This window comes from Pseudoalteromonas sp. CO325X (assembly GCF_004208955.1).
GTDB classification, from domain to species: Bacteria; Pseudomonadota; Gammaproteobacteria; order Enterobacterales; family Alteromonadaceae; genus Pseudoalteromonas; species Pseudoalteromonas ruthenica.
Window position 1 is genome coordinate 213,649 of the sequence record NZ_SGPG01000014.1, and the last position, 26,935, is coordinate 240,583.

Annotated in this window: 24 protein-coding genes; 14 read left to right on the top strand and 10 right to left on the bottom strand. The window is 48.3% G+C overall.

The window, feature by feature from the left end; translation table 11 throughout:
- The first annotated feature begins 118 nt into the window (after nucleotides 1-118).
- A complete protein-coding gene (locus EXT46_RS06325; protein ID WP_130146019.1) occupies nucleotides 119-319 on the top strand; it encodes a hypothetical protein in 201 nt (66 codons plus the stop codon).
- A 2-nt stretch (nucleotides 320-321) separates the two neighbouring features.
- Here EXT46_RS06325 and EXT46_RS06330 read toward each other — a convergent pair whose 3' ends face one another.
- Nucleotides 322-1,866 carry a sensor domain-containing diguanylate cyclase gene (locus EXT46_RS06330; RefSeq protein ID WP_130146021.1) on the bottom strand — a complete coding sequence of 515 codons (1,545 nt, stop codon included), beginning with the start codon at nucleotides 1,864-1,866 and terminating at the stop codon, nucleotides 322-324.
- 198 nt (nucleotides 1,867-2,064) lie between these two features.
- On the opposite strand from EXT46_RS06330, the gene EXT46_RS06335 reads away from it, so the two are divergent.
- The 4 genes from EXT46_RS06335 (at nucleotide 2,065) to dgt (ending at nucleotide 6,999) form a co-directional block, all read left to right on the top strand.
- A complete protein-coding gene (locus EXT46_RS06335) occupies nucleotides 2,065-2,460 on the top strand; it encodes a hypothetical protein (protein WP_026111298.1) in 396 nt (131 codons plus the stop codon).
- 128 nt (nucleotides 2,461-2,588) lie between these two features.
- The gene (locus EXT46_RS18935) at nucleotides 2,589-4,727 is read left to right on the top strand and encodes a nuclease-related domain-containing protein (protein WP_130146023.1); all 2,139 of its coding nucleotides are present in this window, start codon (nucleotides 2,589-2,591) and stop codon (nucleotides 4,725-4,727) included.
- A gap of 195 nt (nucleotides 4,728-4,922) precedes the next feature.
- Nucleotides 4,923-5,435 (top strand): GAF domain-containing protein, encoded by a 513-nt coding sequence (locus tag EXT46_RS06345; RefSeq protein ID WP_022946437.1) that lies wholly within the window; start codon nucleotides 4,923-4,925, stop codon nucleotides 5,433-5,435.
- A gap of 100 nt (nucleotides 5,436-5,535) precedes the next feature.
- Complete coding sequence (gene dgt, locus EXT46_RS06350) at nucleotides 5,536-6,999, top strand: dGTPase (RefSeq protein WP_130146025.1); 1,464 nt, start codon at nucleotides 5,536-5,538, stop codon at nucleotides 6,997-6,999.
- A 47-nt stretch (nucleotides 7,000-7,046) separates the two neighbouring features.
- Here the strand turns inward: dgt and EXT46_RS06355 are convergent, their stop codons facing one another.
- Both EXT46_RS06355 and EXT46_RS06360 read right to left on the bottom strand, forming a co-directional pair.
- A complete protein-coding gene (locus EXT46_RS06355; RefSeq protein WP_130146027.1) occupies nucleotides 7,047-8,783 on the bottom strand; it encodes a methyltransferase domain-containing protein in 1,737 nt (578 codons plus the stop codon).
- Between the two features lie 107 nt (nucleotides 8,784-8,890).
- Nucleotides 8,891-9,253, bottom strand: coding sequence for a hypothetical protein (locus EXT46_RS06360; protein ID WP_130146029.1), 363 nt, complete (start codon nucleotides 9,251-9,253; stop codon nucleotides 8,891-8,893).
- Between the two features lie 249 nt (nucleotides 9,254-9,502).
- Between EXT46_RS06360 and EXT46_RS06365 the strand changes: the two genes are divergently transcribed.
- From EXT46_RS06365 to EXT46_RS06395, 7 genes are all read left to right on the top strand, one after another.
- Nucleotides 9,503-11,452 (top strand): sensor domain-containing diguanylate cyclase, encoded by a 1,950-nt coding sequence (locus EXT46_RS06365; protein WP_130146031.1) that lies wholly within the window; start codon nucleotides 9,503-9,505, stop codon nucleotides 11,450-11,452.
- A gap of 81 nt (nucleotides 11,453-11,533) precedes the next feature.
- The gene (nudB, locus tag EXT46_RS06370) at nucleotides 11,534-11,992 is read left to right on the top strand and encodes a dihydroneopterin triphosphate diphosphatase (protein WP_130146033.1); all 459 of its coding nucleotides are present in this window, start codon (nucleotides 11,534-11,536) and stop codon (nucleotides 11,990-11,992) included.
- 69 nt (nucleotides 11,993-12,061) lie between these two features.
- Nucleotides 12,062-12,619, top strand: a complete 558-nt coding sequence (locus EXT46_RS06375; RefSeq protein WP_022946431.1) for a hypothetical protein — start codon at nucleotides 12,062-12,064, stop codon at nucleotides 12,617-12,619.
- Nucleotide 12,620: 1 nt separating this feature from the next.
- Nucleotides 12,621-13,721, top strand: coding sequence for a beta-ketoacyl-ACP synthase III (locus tag EXT46_RS06380; protein ID WP_130146035.1), 1,101 nt, complete (start codon nucleotides 12,621-12,623; stop codon nucleotides 13,719-13,721).
- Nucleotides 13,722-13,723: 2 nt separating this feature from the next.
- The gene (locus EXT46_RS06385; RefSeq protein WP_053909584.1) at nucleotides 13,724-14,404 is read left to right on the top strand and encodes an iron-containing redox enzyme family protein; all 681 of its coding nucleotides are present in this window, start codon (nucleotides 13,724-13,726) and stop codon (nucleotides 14,402-14,404) included.
- Nucleotides 14,397-15,239 (top strand): hypothetical protein, encoded by an 843-nt coding sequence (locus EXT46_RS06390; RefSeq protein ID WP_130146037.1) that lies wholly within the window; start codon nucleotides 14,397-14,399, stop codon nucleotides 15,237-15,239. Before EXT46_RS06385 ends, EXT46_RS06390 begins: the two co-directional genes overlap by 8 nt.
- Before the next feature lie 26 nt (nucleotides 15,240-15,265).
- A complete protein-coding gene (locus EXT46_RS06395) occupies nucleotides 15,266-17,170 on the top strand; it encodes a hypothetical protein (RefSeq protein ID WP_130146039.1) in 1,905 nt (634 codons plus the stop codon).
- A gap of 40 nt (nucleotides 17,171-17,210) precedes the next feature.
- On the opposite strand, the gene EXT46_RS06400 is transcribed toward EXT46_RS06395, so the two are convergent.
- On the bottom strand, nucleotides 17,211-18,239 hold the full coding sequence (locus EXT46_RS06400) for an NADP-dependent oxidoreductase (protein WP_130146041.1): 1,029 nt from the start codon (nucleotides 18,237-18,239) through the stop codon (nucleotides 17,211-17,213).
- A 149-nt stretch (nucleotides 18,240-18,388) separates the two neighbouring features.
- Here EXT46_RS06400 and EXT46_RS06405 point away from each other — a divergent pair, with 149 nt between their 5' ends.
- Complete coding sequence (locus EXT46_RS06405) at nucleotides 18,389-18,748, top strand: MerC domain-containing protein (protein ID WP_130146043.1); 360 nt, start codon at nucleotides 18,389-18,391, stop codon at nucleotides 18,746-18,748.
- Between the two features lie 50 nt (nucleotides 18,749-18,798).
- On the opposite strand, the gene EXT46_RS06410 is transcribed toward EXT46_RS06405, so the two are convergent.
- Nucleotides 18,799-21,060 (bottom strand): TonB-dependent receptor, encoded by a 2,262-nt coding sequence (locus EXT46_RS06410; protein ID WP_130146045.1) that lies wholly within the window; start codon nucleotides 21,058-21,060, stop codon nucleotides 18,799-18,801.
- Nucleotides 21,061-21,189: 129 nt separating this feature from the next.
- Here EXT46_RS06410 and EXT46_RS06415 point away from each other — a divergent pair, with 129 nt between their 5' ends.
- Nucleotides 21,190-22,098, top strand: coding sequence for a histone deacetylase (locus EXT46_RS06415; protein ID WP_130146047.1), 909 nt, complete (start codon nucleotides 21,190-21,192; stop codon nucleotides 22,096-22,098).
- Between the two features lie 56 nt (nucleotides 22,099-22,154).
- On the opposite strand, the gene cyoE is transcribed toward EXT46_RS06415, so the two are convergent.
- The 5 genes from cyoE to cyoA are packed head-to-tail and all read right to left on the bottom strand — an operon-like array spanning nucleotide 22,155 to nucleotide 26,892.
- Nucleotides 22,155-23,039: a heme o synthase gene (gene cyoE, locus EXT46_RS06420; protein ID WP_130146049.1), complete on the bottom strand. Its 885-nt coding sequence runs from the start codon at nucleotides 23,037-23,039 to the stop codon at nucleotides 22,155-22,157.
- Between the two features lie 16 nt (nucleotides 23,040-23,055).
- Nucleotides 23,056-23,412 carry a cytochrome o ubiquinol oxidase subunit IV gene (gene cyoD / locus EXT46_RS06425; protein WP_130146051.1) on the bottom strand — a complete coding sequence of 119 codons (357 nt, stop codon included), beginning with the start codon at nucleotides 23,410-23,412 and terminating at the stop codon, nucleotides 23,056-23,058.
- Nucleotides 23,409-24,038 carry a cytochrome o ubiquinol oxidase subunit III gene (cyoC, locus tag EXT46_RS06430; RefSeq protein ID WP_130146053.1) on the bottom strand — a complete coding sequence of 210 codons (630 nt, stop codon included), beginning with the start codon at nucleotides 24,036-24,038 and terminating at the stop codon, nucleotides 23,409-23,411. The genes cyoD and cyoC overlap by 4 nt, the downstream gene beginning before the upstream one ends.
- The gene (gene cyoB / locus EXT46_RS06435) at nucleotides 24,035-26,023 is read right to left on the bottom strand and encodes a cytochrome o ubiquinol oxidase subunit I (RefSeq protein WP_130146055.1); all 1,989 of its coding nucleotides are present in this window, start codon (nucleotides 26,021-26,023) and stop codon (nucleotides 24,035-24,037) included. The genes cyoC and cyoB overlap by 4 nt, the downstream gene beginning before the upstream one ends.
- 2 nt (nucleotides 26,024-26,025) lie before the next feature.
- Nucleotides 26,026-26,892 (bottom strand): ubiquinol oxidase subunit II, encoded by an 867-nt coding sequence (cyoA, locus tag EXT46_RS06440; protein ID WP_130146530.1) that lies wholly within the window; start codon nucleotides 26,890-26,892, stop codon nucleotides 26,026-26,028.
- Between the last annotated feature and the right edge of the window lie 43 nt (nucleotides 26,893-26,935).

Here is a 26,935-nt window from a genome sequence, read left to right on the forward strand (position 1 = left end):
GCCGGTGGTGAAATTTTGCTCATCGCATCTTGAATTACGTTGCTAAGTTACAAAGTGAAGGATGATCAGCGCCCAGAAGTTGATATACTATCGGCAGTTTCTAAAACGGTAGGTGTGCATGACTAAACTGGCGAATAAACGCAAAAATACTTTACTGAGCATTTGTGTGTTTTGCTGCATTGTGCTGAGCCTAAGCTGGTTATTTATTAATGATTCGGCGCTACTACTGGTGATCACACTGCTGATGATTTTGCTGTTAGTATGGGGCATTGCGCAGCGCCTATTGTCGCTTTGGGATAAACAGCAGCCACGCAAATAACCCTAACCCAGCAACTCCACTTCACAGCGGTTGCGGCCTCGTTGTTTCGCCCGATACAGCGCATTATCAGCGGCTTTGAGTACCGCATCCACCGAGCAACCAGGCTGCCATAAACTCACGCCTAGAGACACCGTCACTTGCGGTACTGGTGTAAAATCATGAGCCTGGATAGTCACTCGCAAGCGCTCTGCCAGCTCTAACGCAATGTCTTTACCTATGCCAGGGAGAATAAGTAGGAACTCTTCGCCGCCACTGCGACACACGCCATCGTATTCTCGACAACTGCTCTGCAATAGCTGCCCTAACCCTTGTATAACGTCATCACCCACATCGTGGCCATAGTTATCATTGACACGCTTAAAGTGGTCAATATCCAAGGTGATCACCGTAAAGGCTTGTTCATCAGCAACCATAGATTGAATAAACACTTCCATATAACGGCGGTTGCCAATGCCGGTAAGCGGATCGGTTAAGCTTGCTTTATTCAGGTCGTTAATACGCTGGTGCTGTTCATTACTGTAAGTTCTCAGTGCGTTGCGTAGTGTTTTCGCTTCAAAAAACCACGTTGGCACATCACCATATTCTTTACTTGAATCGGCCACGCGTTGCGCTAGCTGTCGCAGCGGAGCACTGATTAAATTCGCCAAATACCAAATCACCAACAAGGTGATCACGGTCACCGGTGCAGCTTTGGCAAGCACATTCATTATGGTGTTGCCGACACTCTCAACGACTTGATTGCGCTCAGTCCCCACTAGCACCACCCAATTCGCTGTGCGCACAGGTGCATAGCCCACTAACATACCGCCAACACCTTCGCTGCCACTTTGCATTTGCGCGTTGGCAAACGCAGGCCACAACGGCGAAGCGGGTGTTATTTTAGCGCCCACGCGCTGGCGTTGAGAATGATAAATAACACTGCCATTTTCACTGAGCACTATAATATTGGCTTTATCGTTGTGAAAGTGCTGCCCAAGTAGCCGCGAGAGAATATTGTCGCCATGCAAATAAATGGTGCCAGCAATATAGCCTTGATATTGCTCATCGGCGCTAAAAATGGGGTGTGAGGGGCTCACAATTAAATTACTAGCCGGCGATACAAACGGTTGAGGAATAGTGGGTGCTTGTGCGCGCAAAGATTGTTTGGCACTGTCGCTTTGTAATCTCACACCTTTAACACCTAAGGTTAACGGCGCAGTGCTGGTGATCACGCCTTGCTCGTTCACCACCACCACGGAATTAAAAGACGCGGTTTGCTCTAATAAGCGCAGCGTTTCTTGCTGCTGTGACTTTGGGGTGTTGTTATCGGCTAATTGCGCAGCGCTATAGCGCAACTGCATTTGTAAAGAGTTGAGGAATTGTTCGGTAATATCAGAGAGCTTACTGGCATAAGCCTGATTGGATGCCAGGGTATGGGCCACCATTTGCTGGCTGTGTACTCGATAGTTAATAATGAACTGATTACCCAGGGTAACCATCACGCACAACACTGCAAACCCGAGAATAACTTGGCGTAAGTCAATCACACCAAAACGGGAAAACTTCATATACACAGCCCAACTACAAGCACTACCTACTACTTTATGAGTATAACAATAGCACTAATCATCAAGCTTGTGCTACATCAAATGATCTTCCTACTGCGATGCCCCGTACTGCTCGGTAGAGAACTATGTATCACCCTAGGTGCAATCGTTTAACTACGGTTGTCGAACAACAATGCTATTGCTGACACGGCTGTAACTATGAATCAACCAAGCGCACATTTAGATTTAGCCGAACTCACTGAGCTGGAACTGTTTACCTTATGGCTTTGCCTGCATGCAGACAAAAGCAAAGAACAGGTTTTGGCACAATTACAACCCATGCTTGGCAGCGCTTTTTTATCGCCGCAAACCATGGCGCAGCGTTGGCGAGAGGATGTTTACAGGCAACTTATGCACAAAGGAATGGCCACAGAGCAGCGCCCGGCAAAGCCTGGGTTTGCGGATTATCTATTTTGCCTGTTATCAAAAGTGCCCGATGTAGAAACGCATTATGCCAAAGAGCTGGCGCTATTGGAGTCCATCATTCAGCACCCAGAGAAGTATCAAAACAATCCAACCATCATTCAGCATTGGTTGGAATCCCCTATTCACTGACCTAAAAAAGGCGAAAAATTCATCAACTATTCAGTATGATTGCGAATCGCGCTTTTTGGCTATAGCTAAATGTGGCCACAAGCTTTAGACTACGTGTAGATAACACCTTGTTTACCCATGTTTATAAAATGAGATTCGCGTATTTCGTCTTATTCCTAACCTTGAGCCTTGCGAGCACTCAAAGCAGTGCCCGCGAGTATAACAGTGCCATGTGTATTCTTTTGAAGCAGCAAATGGCGCAGTTTGATCATTCTCGCACGCACCCAAGTTATCGCAGTGCCAAACGAGATTACGATGCCAATTGTAAGAATATAGAAAAGCGCACACCGCAAGCGAAAGCGACCTCAAAGCCAGAAAATGACCAATCTCAGCCTCAGGAAGTAGCCAGCAAACCTAAAAAGGTACTAAAAGAGCAAAGACCTGAGGCCGAACCAACAGTAACCACCTCTGAACCGCAGCTCACTATTGTCGAGCAGCGTGCCGCCGAAGAGGCTGCAAAACAAGCGAAGGCAGAAAAAACGCAAACTACGGCGCCAAAAACAGCTCCGGTGACAGCGAAAAAGGTGGCTCCGGCCCCTGTACAAAGCCAATCCTCAGAGCCCAGTTCACCTTTCGTTGGCTTGATTTTCCCTGCATTAATAGCCTTGGTGCTTATTGCCATGCTAATTACGTTACTGATTTTTATTCGCAGCAACCGCAGCAGCCAGGGTAAAGCGGTGAAGCCGAAAAAGACAGCGGCTATCAAAGCTATTCCTGTGCCGAAGCTGCCTAAAAAACAGGTTAATTACAAAAAGATGTGGCAAAAGGTCACCGGTAAACAGCCTGACACGCTCGACCCACAAGTTTATAAACGCTTTTCTTCGGTTCCTGTACTGGTGGGTCCAAAAGCCAAGCCCTCAGCCATCGAGCAGTTATACATTAGCCCGTACGGCGTGTTTATCGTGGCGCGACCAAACCAAGAAGGCGACATTTTTGGCGGCGAGCACGCTCAAGAGTGGACCGCCCGAAACGGCGATGAAGAAATCAAGTTTGATAACCCCATCACCGAGCTCAAGGCCCAGGCTGGTGCGCTAGCCAAAGTACTGGACATACAAGAGCAACAGATTAACTTGCTGGTCCTGTTTAGTAACAACGCTTTATTCAAATCTGATTTGCCTGCGCTGGTGATGCAGCGTGAAGACTTGGTTGACTACATTCTTAGCTACAGTGTTGAAAGCTTTGACGCCCAACAATGTTCTAACTTAGTCGATAAGGTGAAGCAATTGCTTGCGCAAGGAAGCAACGCCGCGCTGGGCGCGTCTTCAACCAAGCCGTTAATCGAGACGCCCGTGCAGCCACCAAAGTCGGAGCCGCGCACTGAGCCTACGCCTCAACCAAGCGCTGCACAAGAAGAGACACCTCGCCCAGAGGTGCCCGCAGAGAACGTTGCGCCGATGCCCAAACCTGCCGCAGAGCCTCGCTCCAGCGATCCGCAAGGAGCAAGCAAGAGCGCGGAAATTCACCCGTTCAAACGCAAAGACGACGCACCCAACTCGGACGATACAGCGCACGCTATTAAGGACTCAGCACCCGCGCCGACTCCCAAACCGACACCTGCAACGGAGCAACAAGAGCAAACTCCTCTGCCCAGCAGTGACAGCAGTAGCAAAGACTGGTCGAATATGAGTGATGAGGAGTTTATGGCGTTTTTAGAGGCCGCCAATAAACGTGCAGGTGGCGAGTCCGACCCAAGTTCCGATGAGCAAGCATCATCTACTTCTGCCATAGAGTCGCCTGCATCAAGCTCGCCGCAGAGCCAAGGGGATGACCCATTTGACGACTTTGATCCGTCACAACCCTTGTTAGAGACCCCTGAGCCTGAGCCTGAGCCTGAGCCTGAGCCTGAGCCTGAGCCTGAGCCTGAGCCTGAGCCTGAGCCTGAGCCACCAATTATTGAGCCCCAAAGCACAGCCACACAAGGGCAAACATCATCAAGCGATGAAGAGTTGGCGCTAGATATTGACGATGGTAACAGTCAAAGCCTTGATGACGCGCTTGCGGAGTTAGAATCTGCGCTTTCTCCAGAGCAAGACCAGCAAAGTGAAGAAGCTCGCTCTGATGACTCGGAGCCAGAAAAAACCAGTGCTGAAGACGAAGACGAGAACAAAGACAAAGACAAAAAGTCGAACCCTTTTGCTAATCTTTCGCTAGACCCTGACTTTAAGCCAAGCGAAGAAAAAGTAGATATTGGCGCCGGCCCGCTCGATGACGAGAAACCAAAACGTTAGTGCCTGCGTATTATTTACTGGTGTGCGTGGCATCGAGCGAATGTGCAAAAATAGTCAGGCTACAACGCCGTGTGGTGCCTATACTAAATAATTGTCAGTGGCTCACACTGGCGCAGTAAAGTTCCAGTTACGTATCTAGCGTGCGGAGCAAGATTGGGCATAGTCACAACGTTTTTGTTGTGAGGAGAGTGGCAAATGGTTGATTTATTTCAACTTAACTTGGCTTTAACTAACCCAGGTTTAAGCCACATAGAAAAGCTGCAAAAGATAGTTCACACTGCAGCAGAGCATGTTCCCCAAGCCGATGTCGTAAGCCTGTGGGTGGCCAATGAGAACACCTCAAGTATTGTGTGCATCGCTAAATTTGATAAACACACCGGCGCCTATTCTGACGGCGGGGTTATTGGCCAAGATACAGCCCAGGCTTATTTTTCTGCGCTATTCAGCCATGATTTCCTTGCCATTGAAGATGTGCGTCACCACCCGTTTACCAAACACATGGTCGCAGGCTACTTTGAGCCATGTGGCTTTTACTCTTTGCTTGATTACGTGCTGCACGATAACTTCGAGCCAAGAGGGGTGCTTTGCTGTGAAAGCCGCACGCAAGTGCCGCAATGGCAGGACCAAGAAAAAGCAGCATTGAAGCGTATTGCCAATATGAGCTCGCTGTTCTTCGATTTGCCCACCTACCAACGTGCCGTGGGCTAGGTTATTTACTGATAAGTGCTATCACTCACACCGAAATAACACATTGATTTGTGAACCAAAGCTGCTAATTTAGACGCTGGTCAATTATCTAGGAGTGATGATGGCGCACATCGATTTTACTACAAAAATAAACACCGCACGCCAAGTGAACCCGCTGAAAACTTTGCATACCAGCTTAGAGAGCGATCGCGGCCGCATCATCAACTCCTCCGGCATACGCCGATTGCAGCAAAAGACTCAGGTATTTCCATTAGAGCGCAATGCTGCCGTGCGCTCACGCCTCACCCACTCCCTTGAGGTACAGCAAAACGGCCGTTTTATTGTGCAAAAACTGTTTTCTAAGCTCAATGCACAAGAGCGAGCACACTATGGCCTCACCGACATGGAGCGGCCCTTTGAGACCTTGGTGGAAATGGCGTGTTTGATGCACGATATAGGTAACCCGGCCTTTGGCCATTTTGGTGAGGCCGCCATCAACCACTGGTTTAGCCGCTACCTGCAGCAACGCTTTGGCCCGTTGCCGACGCTTGCGCAAACACACTCGCTAAAACACGAGCTACTGCTTGATTTACAAAGCTTCGAAGGCAACGCTCAAGCGATCCGCGCAGTTCACTCGCTGTTAGCGCTGAACTTAAGTTACAGCCAAATAGCGGCCATTCTTAAATACACTCGCCCCGGCACTATGGCGAAAGACGCGCGGCCTGAAGATAAAAGCTACCTTATGAAAAAAGTCGGCTTTTACCACAGCGAGGCTGCGTTCATCGCTCAATTGAGTGATGCCTTAGAAATGGATAATGGCTGTCGTCACCCCGCCAGCTACATTATGGAGGCCGCCGACGACATTGCCTATTGCTTAGCCGATATGGAAGACGCGGTAGAAAAAGGCATACTCTCGGTGGAAAAATTGGTGCGCTACTTAGATGACGCTTATCGGCAAAGACTGGGGGCACTGAATACCGCAGAACAAAGTTACAGCGACCTGGTGGCCAAAGCCTGCGAGTTTGCCCGACAAAAAGCAGATGAGGCCGAGTTCAACTACAACAACACCTTTTTCATATATCTGCGTGTAAAACTCTTACACCCGTTGGTTGAGCATGCGGCTACGCGCTTTAAAGACAACATAGAGCAGGTGTACGCCGGCACCCTCAACGCCTCATTAATCGAAGATGGCAGCCACCACCAAGCCATTACCGATGCTTTGAAAACAGTCGCTCGTGAACGCGTATTTTGTCATCCCGAAGTTGAAAAGCTCGAGCTACAAGGCTATAAAATCATCTCCGGTTTGCTCGATGAATACCAAGTGCTACTCGATTTAGAGTATGAGCAATTCACCCAAGTGCTGAGTCACCACAAAGACTTTTTAATTGCCACACGCATGGTGAAGAAACTCTCCGGAAAATACCTCAACGTTTATGAAAAAGCCGTTGCCAAACTGGATAAAAACGCCGAACACTTTCACCTGTACGAGTTTTACCACCGCTGTCGATTGATTCAAGACCACATCAGCGGCATGACCGACCAATTCGCCTACGACGAGTACCGTACCTTAAAGGTGGTGGATTAAGTAATGGTGATAAAGCCGTGAGCTCTATACAGTCTAAAGGTAAGACATCACCATTCTTGAAGCTGTTGCATTTCCCGTAAACGATCACGCTGCAACACTAAGGCGTCGAAAAGATCATCGACTGAGGTATTATTAATATCTAAATTCGGCAGAGCCAAATTGGCCTCTGCAAAAAACCGTTGCTTTTGTCGATTCGCTGCATTGCCAGTATCAAGCCAAGCACTACGCCACCAGTGCTTTATTAAACCTTCTTGTGCTTCTAGGCGCTGTACACTTGGCAAGCGGTCGCGCTTTTCGTTGTTGGCTTGAGCTGATGCGGGAAGCAAATTCCACAGGTCATTATTGGGCCATCGCGCAAAGGGCATGCAATGATCAATGTCATACTCACGTTGCAGCTTACGGGTTGTCCAGACACAAGATAAGCTCTCACCTGCATGGCGCAGTTGGTCAAAGCGCTGGCGTACCTCGGTTGTCGTTCTTTTCGGCTCTAACCAACTCAATGCTTCCATAAAAATATGACGCTTAGTGGGGCACTGGTACTGATCGTTGCCCTGATAGGATTGCATGGTTTTAGCCCATTCATTGACTAAAACAGGCTCAATCCAGCAGGCATAGCGATTAAGCGCTGTCCAGGTGTGCTCAGGCAAAGAGAACTCGCCCCATTTGCATAACGTTTGAAAATCAAGAAATAGTAACTCAGTAGCTCGCACTACCGAACTGCTGAGTTCAAACACGCATTGCTGCGTATTAGGGAAAGTAATGTAACGACAAGGCATATCACGAATGTTACTCACCGCATGCGACAACGTGCGACACACAGATTTAGCCTCTTCTCCTTTAAAGCCATTCCCGACTTTCAGATCTGAGGCGGTGAGGTGGCCTAATTTGTGCCAACCATTTTCCTTCATAAAACCCATATTAGGGCTTTTATTGGGCGTTTGATAAAGGCCATAGTGATCAATTAAGGTTTTATATTGATGGCACCAATAAAGAGCGACTAAGCCAGCTGGTAATATCACGCGATTATCCTCGCGCCGTATTACAGCACCGGGATGACCATCAGCAATACGCAGTAGCACTCGCATCAAGGCGAGCTTATGTGTCGCTGACTTACCATCATTTAACGCCACATGGCGGATCAGCGGAAATGCACCGGAACCATCATCTGGTAAACGAAAAACCAGCGTTTGCCAGCTTACTTGTTCACGTTTTAGCTTATCGCCCTCACGTTCAGTACATAGAGTGCAACTAAGGCCCAAATTGCGAGCCATCGCTTTAAGCGAGTCAGCGCAAACTTGATACATAGCTCGCTCGTTACGCTCATACTCACCTTGACCATAACGCAGGGAAATAACAATTTGTCCACCTGGTTTAAGTAAGTTGGTCAGTTTACGCAACGAGCGCTCGCGCTGAGACTCCGGAATGTGCATCCAAACGGCGCTGAGTAAAATAAGATCGAAACTAACTTCTAATCTTGTCACGGCGTGAAGTGCTGGTAAGGAATCCTCTAGCCAAGTTACAGGTAAGCCTTGCGTATGCTGTTCACCGAGCTGAGCTAACAGTTCCGCTGGCTCCACAGCATAGACTTGAGTTTGGTTACCTTGTTCAGCAAAATAGCGCGCGTCACGACCTGCCCCAGCACCAATATCAAGGACCCGAGCGCGAGCCTTGTTCAGCACCGGTACAATATATGGCATACACTGCTCATGTACCTGCTCAAAGTCAGTACTTAGATACTGTTCTGCTAAGCGCTCGGCATGGATGTTGTAAAAGTCGCTACTCACAAAAAGCTTTGTTATTTATAAAGTTAGTTAAAAACTATCATACAACGAACAAAAAGTAATGAGGTGCTTTGCACATAAAAAACGCCTCACTGAGGCGTTTTTAAAAGTTAATGTCTCCGGCTGATAATCTCGACTATTTCTAGGCTGTTCTCTAATAGCCGAAACACATCGCCGTGCATATCCACAATTACGTGGCCATGGCGGTCGCGCCTCAGGACCTTGCCGTGACGGTATACGTCATAATCAATATGTCGGCCTATACGCCAGTAGTCATCGTTGTATCTATGGCTGTAATGATCACAGTGATGATGGCGCTCATAGCGCTCTTTGTGTTTGTGCTTATGTTTTTTGCCGTGGTGCATTTTCTTCGCATGGCCTGGGGGCGTGAAGTGTTCAGGCTTAGCCATTGCCTCACTCATAGGAAGAGCGCCGGCCAGTAACGTAGTTAAGCATAAAGCTGTCAGTCGCATAGCAACCTCCTTAATTGGTCTGTTGACCATTTCGCAATAACTTTACTGTAAATGTGCGCCAATGAACCCAAGCTAAACGTATTGAGGGCAAAAATATTGCGGTTTTCTCATTTTTTATTCTAGTAACGCACTAAAAATAAATAGCTTTTAATAATTAGCCTATACTTTTGTATGAGCTATCAAAATAAATACACTCTAAAGTATCGGTACCTAAAATAGGTCATTGATTTGGCTAGGGAAGGAGGCGCTTTGCAGACACAGTCGCACACATCACTGCTTATTTTCGACTCGCAAGGAGTTTGCAGCGCTGCGCACCCTGCGCAGCTTGAGCGCTATGTAGGTCTGCATTTTGATGATTTTTCATTTTTTAACAAACAAGATTTGTGTGTGTTCACTACGTTTTGCAAGCAAGCTCCTTACATTACCCTGCAAGTTGAACTTGAACAACGTACTTTTATTGCTACAGCGCAGTGGTGTCAGGGTAATCAGAGTAGTTTGGTGGTCTCATTAAGCGAACATTTTGAGGGTTACCGACAGCGCTCCAATGCTGAGCGTTTGGAGGCCTTAATCGAGGGCACTCAAGCCGGTACGTGGGAGTGGAATATTCAAACTGGCGAGGTTGTGTTAAATGAGCGCTGGGCCAATATTATTGGCTATACGTTGGATGAACTCTCACCCATTTCAATTGATACCTGGCTGCTCTACGCCCACCCTGAGGACTTACACGCATCGGATGCTGCCTTTGACCGCCATTTCAGCGGTGAAGACCCCGTTTATCAATGTGATGTGCGCATGAAGCACAAGCAGGGTCATTGGGTTTGGGTTCGAGATTGCGGCAAAGTGGTGACCCGCACCGCAGATGACAAGCCCGAGTGGATCTCTGGCACCCATATCGATATTACCCAACGCGTGCATGACTTGGAGCAGCTCACGCAAGTAAGAAACGAGCTTAAAACCATTATCGACAGTGTCCCTGCCGCTATTTATAAAGCCCCCTTTGATGAGCCTTGTTGTTTTAGTTTTATTTCTTCGCAGATAAGCCATATTACCGGCTATAACCGCATAAAGTTCGTACAAAGCCCGCACTGGTGGCGCGAACATATTCACCCTGAGGATTTAGATGCACAGGACACACAAACCCGCCACTGGCGCAAAGAAGGGGCACAAGGGGTGTTTAAATCCGACTTTCGGTTTCGCCACAAAGACGGCCATTATATTTGGCTTACCAACTACAGCCAACGCATGCAAACCACGACGAATAATGGCCAAGATTATTTAGTGGGCTCGCTCACCGATAAAAGCGAAAATGTCAGCCTCTCCAATCGACTGGATGCGTTTGCACAAGTGCTTCCGGGAATGATTTATCAATTTGCGCTAACGGCTGAGCGCTCTTGGCACTTCCCTTACATAAGCGAGGGATGCACGCGCATCTTTGAAGTCGCACCCGAAGCAGTGCAACAGGACCCCGCCTCGTTGCTTACCAAAATTGCCCACGACGATCGGCAGCGGGTGGTGCGTTCTATTTTAAATTCCGCGCAAAGCCTAGATGACTGGGAGTGCGAATTTAAAGTGGAGCTTGAAGACAATGAAGAAAAATGGTTATTCGCTCATGCTATTCCCAAGCGCCAGCTCGATGGCACAGTGTTATGGTCTGGCATGGTGATTGATATTACCGATCGTAAAAGCTTGGAGCTCACCTTACTGCGCGAGTCAACAACTGACCCACTCACCGGACTGTATAATCGCCGTCATTTCAATGAACAATTGCAGCAGCAACTAGCTCGCGCAGAGCGAGATGGTACCCATGTATCGCTGATGATCATCGACTTTGATTTATTCAAACAGATTAATGACCAATATGGCCACCATGCCGGTGACATTGTGCTCAAAGAAGCCACCATGCAGATCAGCGCCATTTTACGTAAGTACGATATTTTTGCTCGCATTGGCGGTGAAGAATTCAGTGTTATCTTACCCAATACATCCTTGGCACAAGCACGCCATGTGGCAGAAAAAGTACGCCGCCAGGTGGAGCATTGCCACATTCAAGCGCACGAACACAGCATTTCGGTGACCACCACGATAGGTGTTGCTTCTACTGAGCAAACCACCGCTCACCCCGGGGCACTTTTAAAGCAAGCAGACAATTGTTTGTATCAGGGCAAGCATCAGGGTCGTAATTGCGTTGTGAGCGACTAGGCGTTGGCCTACGTATCAGCACCATGGACAATACTTAAATCTTAATGCACCCTGTGCTTTTAATTGCAGTTATCAACGAATATGAGCCTACGCCAACCTTACTCTGTACTCGTGGTTATCTACACCCTCGAGGGCGAATTCCTGTTACTACAGCGCGCTGACGACCCTGACTTTTGGCAATCGGTTACCGGCGGTATTGATGAGGGTGAGCTCCCCTGTGCTACCGCAGCTCGCGAAGTGTTCGAAGAAACCGGCATTGATATTAGCCAGCAGCAACTCAGGCTGGTGGATGAACAGCGCTGCCACCGGTACGCTATCCGCGAACAATGGCGCTATCGCTATCAACCGGGGGCAACGGTGAATACCGAGTATGTATTCTCATTGTGCTTGCCCAAACGTTATCCAATCCAACTGGCCGCCGACGAGCACCTTAGTTACCTGTGGCTTGATGCCAATCAAGCCTGCGACAAAGCCTGGTCTGCCAGTAACGCGCAAGAAATCCGTACACTCGCGTTAAAGCTTGCCCATAACAGCCGTTAAACACGAATATTTGTTCCGCCTTTATCTGCTGTGGTAATCTTTGCTTCCTAACATGGAAGTGTGAACGCTATGGATACTGCACAGATACTGATCAACCTCTTACTCTTCGTTTTTTTGCCGCTGTGGGGCATTGCCGGCTTCATTGACTGGTGTTGTCACCGCGCAACCGATATCGAACACACCTCTGGGTTAAAAGAGTCATTAATGCACTCGGTCATGGGCATCCAAGTGGGTATCCCTATCCTGATGTGTTTGCTATATCGCGTAAATGTCTTGGTGCTGCTGATATGTTTTGCCGCTTGGCTGCTGCACGAGGTGGTGGCCCATTGGGATGTCTCGTACGCGACCGGTAAGCGCCACATCAGTATATGGGAGATGCATGCACACAGTTACCTGGCGACCTTGCCGCTTTATATGTTGGCGCTCATCGCTGTGGTTAATTGGCCGGTGGTGGTCGATTTAGTCACCCTCAATTGGCAAGGCCAAATGCAGCTTACCCCAATGGAATACCCTCATGGTGGCTCTTGGTTCTTACCCGCTTACTTAACCTTTATGGCGGTGCTGTGTGTGTTCCCTTATTTAGAAGAAAATATTCGCTGCTTGCGCAGCAGTTTGAAAGGACTTTAACGTGAGCGTTTATATCACCAGCACGGGTTATCACTTGCCGGGCCCGGCCATTAATAATGAGCAAATTGAGCCGCTTCTGGGCTATGTGCACGGCAAAGCAAGCCGCCTAAAAAAGCGCATTTTACAATCTAATGGTATTAAAACACGCCATTACGCCATTGATAGCGATCACAACACCACGATTTCTAACGCCGAAATGGCCGCTAAAGCCGGTGCCGACTGCCTTGCGCAAAGCTATCTTGATAAACATCAACTTGGCTTATTGTGCGCTGCCACCAGCCAAGGTGATTTGGTGTTGCCCGGGTTTGCCTCTATGGTGCAAGCCGAACTGGCACTCAGTGATGTAGAAATCCACACCAGCCACGGCATTTGCTCGAGCAGCTTAATGGCATTAAAGAATGCCTATTTACAACTGTTGGCTGGCGAGCACGAATCGGCCATGGTGGTCGCCAGTGAGCTCACCTCGCGGCTGTTCAAAGCCAGTCGTTATGAGGCGGCAGACGCGCAGCTAGATTTTAACGCCGAGTTTTTACGCTGGATGCTCTCCGATGGCGCGGGCGCCCTCATGCTCGAGCGCCAACCCCGTGGCACCTGTTTTAAAATAGAGTGGATCCGCAGCTTTTCGCACGCCGATGCCTATCCTGTGTGTATGTCGGTGGGTACGGCGGATAAAAGCACTAAGCCATGGCAGGATTACCCGAGCTACCGCGATGCCGAGGCCGCAGGGGCTATTTTATTACGCCAAGATGTGCGCTTACTCGATAACATCGTCAAACTGGGCGTGGATGGCTTTTTACGGTTATTAGACCAAGGCCGTGTCCAGGTTGACGAGATAGACCATTTGCTGTGTCACTACTCATCCGACTATTTTCGCCAGCCCATCTTCGACATGCTTAAGCGCGCTGGCTGCCATATTCCCGAGCATAAGTGGTACACCAACTTGTATGAACGCGGCAACACCGGCTGCGCCTCTATTTTTATTATGCTCGATGAATTTCGCCGCACTCAGCAGTATAGCGTAGGCGATACCATTATCTGTATGGTGCCGGAAAGCGGCCGCTTTAATAACGCCTACATGAAATTAACCGTGGTACAGGAGTAAACATGGAACACTATGTATTAAGTGAGCACGGCCAACAGTGCCTGCAAGGGCTAATGCGCATTTGGTTCGACTTTGAGCGCCAACTTGGGCGTGTCGACATTATTGCGCGCCTACAGCGTGGTCAGTTTACTGTGCACGACTACCAAAAATTACTCCTTAATCTGCGCCAGCAGGTGGTTGAGGGAGCCCGTTGGATCACCCGCACCGCTTCAAGCTTTGATAGAGACTATGCCGATGTGCGTGCCGTGGTCATTGGCCATGCCCAAGAAGAGCACCGCGATTATGAGGTGTTAGAGCAAGATTACCTTGCCACCGGCGGCCAACTTGACGATATTCTCAGCGCCCCTCGCAACGCCGGCAGCGAAGCCTTGCATGCGTTTTTAATGTATCGCGGCTCGCAGCCCAACCCGGTGGATATGATAGGCGCGATGTGGATTATTGAAGGCCTAGGTCACAAGATGGCCAGCGATTGGGCAAAGCAAATAGAGCAATGTGTCGCGTTAGAGGGTGAGTACACTCGCTTTATGCGCTACCACGGCGAAAACGACGATGCCCACTTAGAAAAGCTTTATCAATTAATCGACCGGGTGTGTCAAAACGAGTCTCAAGTGCAAGCTATTTTACGCACCGCCAAGGTTGTCGCCCGCCTTTACGCCCTGCAATTGGAGGAAGTCGATGGCTAATAATAGCGCCAATAAAAACGACTCAGCGCTGCTGCAAGCGCTGGCCGTTGATAATTCCATCCCCATTGAGCAAGCGGCTGTGGATTTATGGCTTAAAGACTTAAACAACCCGCTGCGCTGGTTAGTGCGCCCGCTTTTTCAAGGGCTTTTCGCTATATTGCTGCATTTGGTGTGGTTATTTAAACGCTTACCGCTGCCCCAATTTAGTGCCCATGGACTACTACAAAAGCTGATTTGCTGGTTTTGTCGCCACTTTGTAAGTGTGGAGGCTAATTTGTTGATTTTGCGCCACTACGCCACCGAGTCTAACATCTTGAATTTTATTATCGCCAATAGTGATAAAGCCGATGTTGAGCCAGTGCCGCTGTATCCAAAAACCATTGATGATATGCGCCATGCCAGTTTTGTTGAACATGATCAGTGCTTGTTTAAAGCCTTTGCTCAGCTCGGCCATTGGCAACCGCTATCAAAGCCTAAAACTGAGCTTGATTGGCGCCATTGGCAAATGGTTAATATGGATGATTTTCAGGTGGAAAAGCGCTGGAGCCAGTTTTTAGACTTTGAAAGTGCCCATGCACTGTTTATGTGCCTGTTTTGTTTGCTACTCAAACGCGACGAATACCGCGACGCCATTAATGGCTTTAACCTTGACCAATCTATGGCCATTCGCATTGGCCAAATGATTGGCGAACCAAATCTCACCGAAATGGCTTACAACAAATACCCACTGTATTTAGTTGGGCCGTGGAACCTCAGCCAGCGATTTTTAATGCATGGCTTTTTTACCGAGTATATGTACGCACGCTTGGAACAGCTGCGCGACTCATCTTGCTAATATCAACAAGGATTTACATAATAAACATGAAACATTCGCTTCTTTGTAGTGCTATTGCACTGTCTCTTTTTGGCTGCGGTGGCAGCTCTTCTGATTCAGAAAATACTCCTTCACAGCCACAAAACACAGCCCCATCGCTCAGTGGTGTTGCCAATAACACGGTTAAAGCTTTGCAAAGCACCACGGTCACGCTAGAGATGAGCGACAATGAAAGTGATGCGCTCACCTTGACCATTGAAGACAAACCACAATGGGTCACTGTGGACCTTAGCGAGAATACCGCCACGTTAACGTTGGCACCGGATTTTTTTGATATTGGCAGTCACGAATTAGCACTGAACGTTTCCGACGGTGAGCTTAGCCAAGCCTATTCTTTAACCGTTGAAGTAGATGACAACCCCGAGCAGTGGCGTGATGATATCAGTCTGAGTCGCGCTGAACTGCGTGGTGCTTGGTCAAACAGCGCTAATGACTTTAATATCGTATTTAATGGCTATGATGCCGGCGCGCTCATTATTGATGACACCATGAAGCAGTTTGACTATGAGTTAAACAATAGTGCGACCGCTGTGAACTTAGCTGTTGACCCCGCTTTGTGTGGCCCATACTGCGAGCGTGAGCAACAAGCTGCAACGCTGCGCGCCGTCGCTGAGTCTGACTCGCAACTGCGTATCCATGTAGAGGGACTAGAGCAAAACTACACTTTTAATATGGCCAAACGCTCTGCTCCTACAATCGAAGATGCCTACTTTACAACAGCAATAGACCCTAGACTCACATTTTTAGGGCAGTTCACCGCTAACGCTGAAACTCGTTTAGAAGCGAAAGTTTCGTTACCTGATCGCTCTTTTTATTACGCTAGCCTAGTTGGAAAACTCGATGGTGAGCACTTCACTGTGAATGAAACCGAGATTAGTTTTTCTAAAGACTTTGAAAACGCCAGTGCGCCTCGTTGGGAAGAAGTGACGATAGGTCGCAACATCGATTACATCGAGCCACTTTACGTTGATGATAACTTTGTCGTGTATGATGCACTGCACAGTGGCGAAGTATTATCTTCATTAAATGGGTACGAAGTAGATGACTTTATTGGCTTAGCCCCTTTATTAGCTGACTATGCTTCTTTAAGCGCCACCTATCACCTGCACAAAGTAGCTCCACCCTCTTTAGAATTCGGACAAAAATATATTGGTCGATTAGCGTCAGTTCACGATGATCTTGCCAGTGAAACACAATTTAAAGGAGTGGTTGAGGTTACCTTTGATTCTGCCAGCGAGCTGACCTTTCCTTTAACTGTTCCACACACTGAAGGGTCGTTGGAACTAAAGTTTCCTTACGAGATAAAAGCAGACCACTTGCTAGTAGGTAACCCAGATAGTGAATATAAGGTAGGTTTCTTCCAACACAAAGATGACGATATTTTTGTGTCGCCAGATATAAGCCATGTATATACAACAAAAAGACCTATGAGTTTGTTTAAGAAGGCCGAAGAGCAGCAACCGCTTTCAGTGCAAAGCTTTGCCGGTTTATATGAGCACCTAGATTGGGTAAATGAAAATGACGATATCTATTACTCAGTTTTTCACGACAATGGCACATTGGGTTTCAATTTACGTGCCGATGGCCCTCTCGATGAAGTTGAATTGAGTGAAGAGACAACACACTTTTGGGGAGTTTACGACAATCGCGTCGTTTTTATAAAGTATGATAATTGTCCTCAAGCGACTGACTTTACTACATGTTTTGGCATCGTACAAAATGCCTTAAACAATAATGAATTAACTCTTATACAAAGTTTTGCACCTCTGACAACAGAGGGTGAGAGTATCATTTTTAATTATTCATCATACTATGGTGGCTGGGCGAATAGTGAATATGACTCAGTTTCCAACACCGCTGTAACTTCACTTCGACAACTAAAAAAGCATTAGCGTTTTAACGCCGAGGCAAGCGCCTCGGCTCGCTTTTCCGTTATTCAGGGTTGTTTATTTTAACCACCATTTTGCCAAAGTTACGCCCTGCTAGGACGTCATTGAGGCCTTCAGGTGCACTTTCTAACCCTTCAATTAGGTGCTCCTTATACTTAATTTTTCCCTCTTGCACCCATTTTTGCATGTCGGTGGCAAACTCTTCATAGCGATGAGCGTAATCATCAAAAATAATAAATCCTTTCATGGTCATACGTTTAGTAAGGATTTTCCCCATCAGCAATGATAAGCGATCAGGCCCCGGAGGTAATTCGGTGGCATTGTATTGGGAAACAAGGCCACACACCGGAATACGCGCACCGGTATTTAATAACGGCAATACGGCGTCAAACACTTTGCCACCGACATTTTCGTAATACACATCAATACCACTGTCGCAAACCTTGGCTAATTGCTCAGCAAAGTCATCGGCCTTGTGGTCGATGCAGGCATCAAAGCCGAGTTCATCTTTAACATAACTGCATTTTTGCGCGCCACCGGCGATACCAATGACCTTTGCCCCTTTTAGCTTGGCGATTTGCCCGACATTAGCACCTACCGCGCCACTGGCCGCAGCAACCACGACGGTTTCTCCCGCTTGTGGCTTACCAATATCAAGTAGCCCCATATAGGCAGTAAACCCTGGCATGCCCAAAACACCTAAAGCATAAGATGGGTTTTGTGGCTGGGAGCCTAGGTTAATAACGCCTTCACCATTGCTGATGGCGTAATCTTGCCAGCCATTCATCGATAGTACCCAGTCCCCTGCTTTAAATCCTTCAATGTGAGATTCAACAACCTGGGAGACCGTACCACCGACCATCACCTCATCAATAGCCACAGGATCGGCATAAGACTCGGCGTCGCTCATGCGCCCGCGCATGTAAGGGTCAAGCGATAAATAAATCGTGCGCAGCAGCATTTCCCCTTGCTTCGCTTTCGGGGCGTCCACCTCTTGCAGGCGGAAGTTATCTGCGACGGGCTCACCTTCAGGGCGAGAGTTCAATACGATCTGGCGGTTTGATAATGACATAGTCACTCCTTTTTGAATAGCCGTTCAAATTTAAATTGGGACACGCCGATGAATTTCAATAGCTGAGCGTCGATTTATTTTGAAGATGCGAAGATATCAATACAGCACAAAATGTTATAATATAACATTTGAAATTTAAGGGAGGATCTATGAAAGATAAATTAGCTATTTTTTTCAGTGCTTTTTGCCTAGTCCATTGCATTGTATTGCCCGCAGGCTTTTTGATATCGACATCTATTTTAGGGCAGTTTTTGTTCTCAGAGCGCATTCATCAAGGACTATTCCTCGTCATTGCAGCCTTAGCGCTGTGGGCTCTTCCTCAGGGGTTGCGTCAACATCATCAACCACTGCCGTTACTGCTCGCGTTGATTGGCTTGTCGCTGCTTGGCACCGCGCTATTTGTGCCAAGCTTAGAGGTGCTTTTCTCCGTTGTCGGCAGTTTATTGCTGATGGCTGCGCATCTATGCAATTTTTGGTTATTAAAAAAAGCCAAGCCACTGTGTGTATAGTGCTTATCTGACAGTATGTACGAGGGGCTTAAACGCCCCCCGGCGATGAGTTAGAAGCGCGCTCGCAATCCAAGGGCTATGCTGCGACCTGGCAATGGAGCAATAAAGCGTAAGTAACTTTGGTGCGCTCGGGCATCTTCATCAGTGATGTTATCGATATTGACAAATAATTCCCCGCTATCTCCTAACCAAGGTTGCACGACACTGGCATCGAAACCTAACAAGGCATAGCTTGATGAAGGCCTTTCATGCTTACCGACATTTTGTTGTTTGTCATGATGTGTGTAATTTACAGTGAATCGCAAGCCATCATACTGCCAACCTAGCTTTAGGCCCGTTCTATTCGCTGGAGTTTTAGGTATGCTGTCTCCTTCCATAGTGCGCCGCCAATATTCAGCTTCTTGTGCTTTATCTGGGTTTAGGAAGTTGTCTAGTTCAAAAGGATCGTAGCTGCCATCAAACTGATAGCGAGGCGTATTTTTTACACTGTCTGTGAAAGCAGATAGCGTTATTACGCCCCAGTCTTTAAAGGTATATGAATAATCTAAAGTAATTTCATAGCCTTGATTATCGGTATCAGCCTGACGCCACTCTTGAACATACACACCCCCTCTGTTTACGCCAGTATTTCCTAGATAAGTGAAGTCGGTGTATTCATTATCAAACCATGTCGCCGCCAATTGTAGGTCACCCAAAGTAACGCGCGTCCCCCATTCTAACGCTCGGTTTTGTTCGACATTTAAATGCGTATTACCTTGCTCTTCAATTAATAAAGCCAAATGGGGGTTACTTGCGTAGAGCTCATTAATTGCAGGTGCACGCTGCGCATCAGTGTAGCTAGCATGTAGGGACCACATAGGCACGGGATGATAATTCATGCTTACACTGTAGTTTTGCAAGTGAAACTCACGTTCCTGCACGTTTGCTCCTTGGCCACGCCCGGGCACATAACTCCCTTCAAGATTCGGCTTATATTGAATATGGTCATACCTTGCGCCAAACTGAAGTTGCAATGCTTGCAAGTGCAGGTTTTGAAGTAAATACAGCGCCTCTCGTTTGCCCTCGATCTCAGGCAAATAGTTATCGCTCCCCTCGCCTCGGTGTTCACTGCGCTCTATCTGTAACCCTATTGAGGCCGGCGCTTGATCGTGCCATGTAAAGCCAACTCGTGGGTTGAGCTGCAAAGCATCTACTTCGAACAGGTTAACGGAGGTGCCAGCTAACGTCTCGTCATCTCTTTGTTGAGAATAAAAGCCATTAATTTCAAGGTAGTCTAGGTAGCTTTGGGTATTGAAGTGTTGACTGTAGCGGCCATCAACACGATGATAAGAAGAGTAAATGCGGATATCCGCTGCTTGACCTACTTTTGGGGCCATCGCAGACCCTAGATGCATAAACCCAGGAATCCCTCGGTTAGCTTTACCAAAGCTGTATGCAAACCCGAGCTCTTGGTGCTCTGAAAATAGCTGGCTTCCGCCAATTGAGCCAGAGGTTTGATAGCTACTAGAGTTGCTAACTTTCCCTTGGTCATTGAGGCCATAGTGACTAATTATCTGCTCATCAAGGGGGGTAATATCAACCCATTTTTCACCGTTAAACTGCCACTGCGGCGACGCTAATTTAACCTGACAGTGGTCGGCTAGGCGCACATCGGTCACTAACTCTGACCAGCTTGCACACACCGGTGCCTTGGCGCTGTCTGGCACTTTGTAATCACCTCGTTGACGCATAAGAATATTGGCATTAAAGGCGAAGCCTTGTTGCTGCCCTTGAGTTTGCGCTAGCAATGAGCTGGCACTATTGTAGCCACTTTGCAATTCGACTTTTTCTTGCGCTTGCCAAGCACTTAGTTGTTTAGGAATACGGCTGTCATCAACATCGACAACACCTGCCATCGCCTCACCGCCAAAAGGGATCACCGCAGTGGCGCCTTTAATCAGACGGATGTTATCGGCAAAGAAAGGTTCTATTGGCACGAGTTGATCCGCACTGATAGAAGACATATCACGCACAGCCATCGCATTGGTCGCTAAGACCACACGTTGAGCGCCGAACCCCCTGAGTTGTGGACGACTAGCAGAGGGGCCAAAGTGGCTTGCGCTCACACCTGGCAGTGTATCAAGAGTGTCGCCGAGTGTAGGCGCTTTTAACTCGTTTAATTGGGCACCATTGAGTTCAATATTTGCGCCAATCAATTCGCTGCTTGCAGAAGGAAGTTGATGCTGCCCGCTAACTTCGATGTGCTCAATGGCACCACTAACATTGTGGCTGCTGGCTAACGCTAAGGAGATAAGAGAAAGTGAAAGATTCATGATTTACTACAAAGTTATGATACAACATAACATATCACCACAATGATAGTTCCTTTTCAAGGAAATTAGACAAACTCTAGGTTCTTTCGTTACGCTTAACTTCTCGTTATCGCTAAGTCTGTTTGCTGTATGGCCTTGAATCCGCATTTACCATTGGTTTATCACCCCAATTACTCGTTTAGCTTTGACCCCAATCATCGCTTTGTGATGAGTAAGTTTGCGCGCCTGTACCATCATGTAAAAGGCCTAGGCTTGGTCGGTGATAATCTTCAGCAACCGCCGCTCGGGACCCCGGATGATCTCAGCTTAATTCACTGCGATAACTATGTGCATGACCTATGGCATAACCGCTTAGATGCCAAAGCGATGCGCCGTATTGGCCTACCTTGGTCACACAACTTAATGGCGCGTACCTTCACCGCGCCTTTGGGGACACTGAAAACAGCTCGTCTTGCCCTTACTCATGGAGTGGCTTGCCATTTGGCAGGGGGCACTCACCATGCTCATTATGACTTTGGATCTGGCTATTGCATGGTTAATGATTTAGCGTTCACGGCGCAAACGCTGATTAATAGTGGCGAAGTGACCAATGTGTTGGTTTTTGACCTTGATGTACACCAAGGTGATGGCACCGCTGCGCTGCTGCAACATCAGCCCTATGCTTTTACCTGCTCCATTCATTGTGAGAAGAACTTCCCATTTCGCAAATCTGCCAGTGATTTAGACATTGGTCTTGCCAATCACATAAGCGATGACGAATACCTCGGCGTGGTCGATGACACCCTAGTGCACTTGCTCAATAGCCTAAACCCCGACTTAGTCTTGTATGACGCGGGCGTTGATATCTGGCAGCAAGACGGCCTAGGTAAGCTGGATGTCAGCTGGCAGGGGATCGCACAACGTGATCGCTTAGTGCTCAAACGCTGTGCACAGCACAATACCCCAGTTGCTACGGTAATTGGCGGCGGCTACGATAAAGACCATGAACGCCTAGCAGCACGCCATGCCATTGTGGTTGAGCAGGCGGCACAACTATAAGAAAAAAGGCCCTTACGGGCCTTTGGTTAACTTTGGGAAAATGCTGCTAAAAGATGCTAATTAAGCACCAGCAACTGTGGATTGGCAGCGTGATAGTCCACAGCCATGGTGATGCTCAACACAGTGATATTAACAATGGAAAAGGCAAACACTTGGCGTGCCCAGCCATGCATATCAATATCGCGGCGATAGCCACGTAGGGCCATCAGCAACCACCAAAAACTAGTCGTGCATGCCACCGCCATAAAGGCGAGCCCGGTGTAGCCACCGAGCGGCAATAGCATGACCACCAAGGCATACAAAGCAATGTAGAAAACAATATGCCGCTGCGCCCGGGCTAAGCCCTTTGCCACCGGGAGCACCGGAATATTGGCGTCGCGGTAATCCTGATAACGGAAAATCGCAATGGCATAGGAATGCGGCATCTGCCATAGGCAAAACATCAGCAACAAAATGGCTGCCCCAGCATCAAATTGGCCACTGACGGCGCCATACCCCACCACCGGAGGCACCGCCCCAGAGAGGCTGCCAACCAGGGTGCCATACACGGAGTGACGTTTCATATACAAGCTGTATACGCCCACATAGATGATGTAGCCAAAGGCAGCAAAGCACACCGCCAAGGTATTGGTGTAGCAGATTAATGCGCCAAAACCACATACCGCCAATACCAGGGCGTGGAGCAATGCCGCCGACGCCGATATTTCGCCGGTGACGGTGACGCGGCCTTGGGTGCGCGCCATTTTGGCATCAATGTCACGGTCAATAACATTGTTCACAACGCATCCCGAGGCCACCACCAACGAGAGCCCCGTGAGCGTAGCCAACATAAGTGGCCAGTCTATCTCGCCGCGTGCGGCCAGCAAGAAGCCTCCCGCCACAGAGATAAGATTGCCGAAGATGATCCCTGGTTTAGTCACCGAAAAATAACGACGAAACATAAGCTCGACCTCGACGTTAGTACATCATCATGGCGTTGGACTCATAAATGATCCACACCGATAAGCCAACCACCATAACGATGATAAGAGCACTAAAAATAAAGGAGATACTATTCGCTTTGCCTTCTTCAGTAACAAAGTTAAGGTGCAAAAAGTATTTTAAATGCACGCAAATTTGCACTATGGCTGCCACCACCACAGTGGCCAAGGTACTGGTTGTGGATAGCACCCCACTGCTCACCGCCCAAAACGGTGCGCCGGTGAGCACAACCGAGAGTATAAAACCAATGACATAATCCTTAGCGTGATTAACCGAGCCTTGCTCTGCGACTGCCTCGAGTTTATCCATCACGTGAGTTTCACTGTGACTCATGACATCACCCCCATTAGATACACCACGGTAAATACACAAATCCAAACAATATCCAAAAAGTGCCAAAATAAGCTTAAACAGCTCAATCGTGTCACCGTTTGCCCCTTAAGCCCACGACGCAGCACTTCAATCATCATCACGCTCATCCAAATTAACCCCGCACTCACATGTAAGCCATGCAGCCCTACCAAGGAGAAAAACGAGGTTAAAAACGCACTTTGTTGCGGACCATTGCCAGCAGCAATTAAGTGATGAAATTCATACACTTCCATAGCGATGAACACCGCCCCTAGGGCAAAAGTAACCGCCAACCAGCTCAATGTAGCCGCCTGTTTTTGCGCCTTAGCGGTTATCATGGCAAAACCAAAGGTAATACTGCTGAGCAACAAGGCCGCCGTTTCTAGGGCAACAAAGTCAAGCTCAAAGATATCTTTGCCGGAAACCCCGCCAGCGGTGTTCATGTACAGCACCGCGTAGGTGGCAAAGAATGACGCGAATAACAGGCAATCGGTCATCAGGTATAACCAAAAACCAAACACGGTATTGCTTGATGTATCGTGGTGCGCACAATCGTGGTGATGCGCCTCATTCAAGGTGTGAATAGCGGTTGATGTAGTGGCACTCATGAGCGACCCTCCGCAGTTGCATGGTGGATATGGGCTGACTCGATGGCTTCAATTTCGGCCACCGGCACATAGTAGTCAACGTCATTGCTGTAACAACGCTTAATAAACACGGTGATGGCGGCGCCAAGACCGGCAATGGCAAGCCACCAAATATGCCAAATCATGGCAAAGCAAAATGCCGTAAGCGCAGCGCTCATAAGCACGCCAGCTGAGGTGTTTTTCGGCATGTGGATGGGCGCATAGTGTTGCCCTTGCTGATAAGCCTGCCCCTGCTCTTTGGTGTCGGTCCAAGCGTCAATATCACGTACCACCGGGGTGTTTGCGAAGTTGTAGTACTGGGGCGGTGATGCCGTAGACCACTCTAAGGTATGGCCATTCCAAGGATCGCCGGTGGTATCTTGCAATTGCGCACGGTTTTTATAACTCACCACCAGTTGGATCACCTGAAATAGGATGCCAAACATAATGATCACAGCACCGACAAAGGCAATGTACAGCCAGATGTTCCAATCTGGGTTGTTGGTGTGGTTTAGGCGTCGCGTCATACCTAAAAAGCCCAGTACATACAGCGGCATAAAGGCTACAAAGAAGCCCACCAGCCAACACCAGAATGACGCTTTACCCCAACGCTCATCCAGCTTGTAGCCCATGGCTTTAGGGAACCAATAGGCAAAGCCGGCAAGGTAGCCGAACACCGCGCCACCAATAATGGTGTTGTGAAAGTGCGCAATCAGAAACAGGCTGTTATGAAGCACGTAGTCTGCGCCAGGAATGGCCAGCAACACGCCGGTCATACCGCCCACGGTAAAGGTGATCATAAAGCCAATGGTCCACAGCACCGGCACGGTGATGCGCAGACGCCCCCGGTACATGGTAAATAGCCAGTTAAACAGCTTCACCCCAGTAGGCACCGCAATGACCATGGTCATCACCCCGAAGAAGGCATTTACGTTGGCACTGGAGCCCATAGTGAAAAAGTGATGCAGCCAGACGATAAAGCCCAAAATGGAAATTGCACCACTGGCATAAACCATGGACTTGTAGCCAAACAAACGCTTGCCAGTGAAAGTCGAGATCACTTCAGAAAAAATGCCAAACGCTGGCAAAATCAGAATATAAACCTCAGGGTGACCCCATGCCCAAAATAAGTTGATATACATCATGGCATTACCACCTGCTTCATTGGTGAAGAAGTGGAAATCCATGTATCTATCTAGAGTAAGCATGGCCAGAACCGCTGTTAAGATGGGGAACGATGCGGCAATAAGAATATTCGCCCAGGTGCATGCCCAAGTAAAAATAGGCATTTTCATCAAACTCATGCCCGGCGCACGCATTTTAAATACCGTCACCAAGAAGTTTACCGCCGTTAGCAAAGTACCCAAGCCTGATATCTGCAATGCCCAAATATAATAATCGACTCCTACACCGGGGCTAAAGGATAACTCTGATAGCGGCGGATAGGCGACCCACCCAGTCTTCGCAAATTCGCCAAGCCCTAGGGATAAATTAATCAGTATTGCGCCGCCCGCCGTAAGCCAAAAGCTCAGGTTGTTTAAAAATGGGAAGGCCACATCGCGGGCACCGATTTGCAGTGGCACCACAATGTTCATCAACCCAATCATAAACGGCATCGCCATAAAGATAATCATGATCACGCCGTGTGCGGTAAAGATTTGGTCGTAGTGCTCAGGGGGCAAGTACCCGGCTGCCCCTCCGGTCGCCATGGCCAGCTGAGTACGCATCATAATAGCGTCAGCAAAACCACGGAATAACATGATTAGGGCAAGGGTTATGTACATCATGCCCAATCGTTTATGGTCAATGGAGGTGATCCAATCTCGCCATAGCACGCCCCATTTTTGATATTTTGTCATCGCCGCTGCAAGCAGCAGCCCCAGTACAGCCACAACCGCCAAAGTCACCATAATAATGGGCTCGTGGTATGGAATGGCCTCAATTGATAGTTTTCCAAATAGATTCATTTTCACTCCTCGACGCGATGTTGGTTATGCGCCGCATGCTCGGGCTTGGCGTAGTAATTCATTTCACCGTGACCTTGCATGTACTTCATCACAATGCTGTGAAACAGCCCCTGCTCCACCTCGCTGTAATAGCTCACCGGATGATATTCACTGGGTTGGGTTAACGTCTCGTAGCTGTGTTGGTCTAACTTAGTCCCTTTGGCTTTGACATTGGCAACCCAGGTATCAAAGTCGGCCTGTGTGGGGGTGGCAATGGCATTAAACTTCATACCGCTAAACCCGGCGCCACTGTAGTTAGCTGAAAAGCCTTTGAATGTACCAGGCTCGTTGGCAATCAGGTGTAGCTGGGTTTCCATGCCCGCCATGGAGTAAATTTGGCTCCCCAGCTGGGGAATAAAAAAGGAGTTCATGGTACTTTGCGAGGTGATTTTATATTCCACCGGCACATTGGCTGGAAACACCAGCTCATTGACCGTGGCAATACCCTGCTCGGGGTAGATAAATAGCCACTTCCAATTTAGCGACACCACCTGCACGGTTAAATGTTCCCCTTTCCCAGCCAGCGGCTTGTATGGGTCAAGTGCTTGTGTGGAGCGCCAAGTGATCACCCCAAGCACAATGATGATAACGATGGGAATGGTCCACACCGCCGCTTCTATTTTGCTCGAGTGCGCCCATTTCGGGGCATAGATCTCATGGTCGCGACCATCGCGATATTTCCAGGCAAAATACAAAGTCATGATGATCACCGGGATCACCACAACCAACATCAGAACGGTGGCAATAATAATGAGATTTTTCTCATCAATGCCAATTTGCCCCTTGGGGTCCAGCACTCCGTCACTACAGCCACTGAGCGCCAACACCATAAGAGCGAAAGCGAATGAAAAGAGTTTTCGAGTTAACAAAACA

Coding starts and splice junctions, on each gene's coding strand:
- EXT46_RS06325 (WP_130146019.1), top strand. CDS start 119: ATGACTAAACTGGCGAATAAACGCAAAAATACTTTACTGAGCATTTGT.
- EXT46_RS06330 (WP_130146021.1), bottom strand. CDS start 1,866: ATGAAGTTTTCCCGTTTTGGTGTGATTGACTTACGCCAAGTTATTCTC.
- EXT46_RS06335 (WP_026111298.1), top strand. CDS start 2,065: ATGAATCAACCAAGCGCACATTTAGATTTAGCCGAACTCACTGAGCTG.
- EXT46_RS18935 (WP_130146023.1), top strand. CDS start 2,589: ATGAGATTCGCGTATTTCGTCTTATTCCTAACCTTGAGCCTTGCGAGC.
- EXT46_RS06345 (WP_022946437.1), top strand. CDS start 4,923: ATGGTTGATTTATTTCAACTTAACTTGGCTTTAACTAACCCAGGTTTA.
- dgt (WP_130146025.1), top strand. CDS start 5,536: ATGGCGCACATCGATTTTACTACAAAAATAAACACCGCACGCCAAGTG.
- EXT46_RS06360 (WP_130146029.1), bottom strand. CDS start 9,253: ATGCGACTGACAGCTTTATGCTTAACTACGTTACTGGCCGGCGCTCTT.
- nudB (WP_130146033.1), top strand. CDS start 11,534: ATGAGCCTACGCCAACCTTACTCTGTACTCGTGGTTATCTACACCCTC.
- EXT46_RS06375 (WP_022946431.1), top strand. CDS start 12,062: ATGGATACTGCACAGATACTGATCAACCTCTTACTCTTCGTTTTTTTG.
- EXT46_RS06385 (WP_053909584.1), top strand. CDS start 13,724: ATGGAACACTATGTATTAAGTGAGCACGGCCAACAGTGCCTGCAAGGG.
- EXT46_RS06390 (WP_130146037.1), top strand. CDS start 14,397: ATGGCTAATAATAGCGCCAATAAAAACGACTCAGCGCTGCTGCAAGCG.
- EXT46_RS06395 (WP_130146039.1), top strand. CDS start 15,266: ATGAAACATTCGCTTCTTTGTAGTGCTATTGCACTGTCTCTTTTTGGC.
- EXT46_RS06400 (WP_130146041.1), bottom strand. CDS start 18,239: ATGTCATTATCAAACCGCCAGATCGTATTGAACTCTCGCCCTGAAGGT.
- EXT46_RS06405 (WP_130146043.1), top strand. CDS start 18,389: ATGAAAGATAAATTAGCTATTTTTTTCAGTGCTTTTTGCCTAGTCCAT.
- EXT46_RS06410 (WP_130146045.1), bottom strand. CDS start 21,060: ATGAATCTTTCACTTTCTCTTATCTCCTTAGCGTTAGCCAGCAGCCAC.
- EXT46_RS06415 (WP_130146047.1), top strand. CDS start 21,190: ATGGCCTTGAATCCGCATTTACCATTGGTTTATCACCCCAATTACTCG.
- cyoE (WP_130146049.1), bottom strand. CDS start 23,039: ATGTTTCGTCGTTATTTTTCGGTGACTAAACCAGGGATCATCTTCGGC.
- cyoD (WP_130146051.1), bottom strand. CDS start 23,412: ATGAGTCACAGTGAAACTCACGTGATGGATAAACTCGAGGCAGTCGCA.
- cyoC (WP_130146053.1), bottom strand. CDS start 24,038: ATGAGTGCCACTACATCAACCGCTATTCACACCTTGAATGAGGCGCAT.
- cyoB (WP_130146055.1), bottom strand. CDS start 26,023: ATGAATCTATTTGGAAAACTATCAATTGAGGCCATTCCATACCACGAG.
- cyoA (WP_130146530.1), bottom strand. CDS start 26,892: ATGGTGTTGGCGCTCAGTGGCTGTAGTGACGGAGTGCTGGACCCCAAG.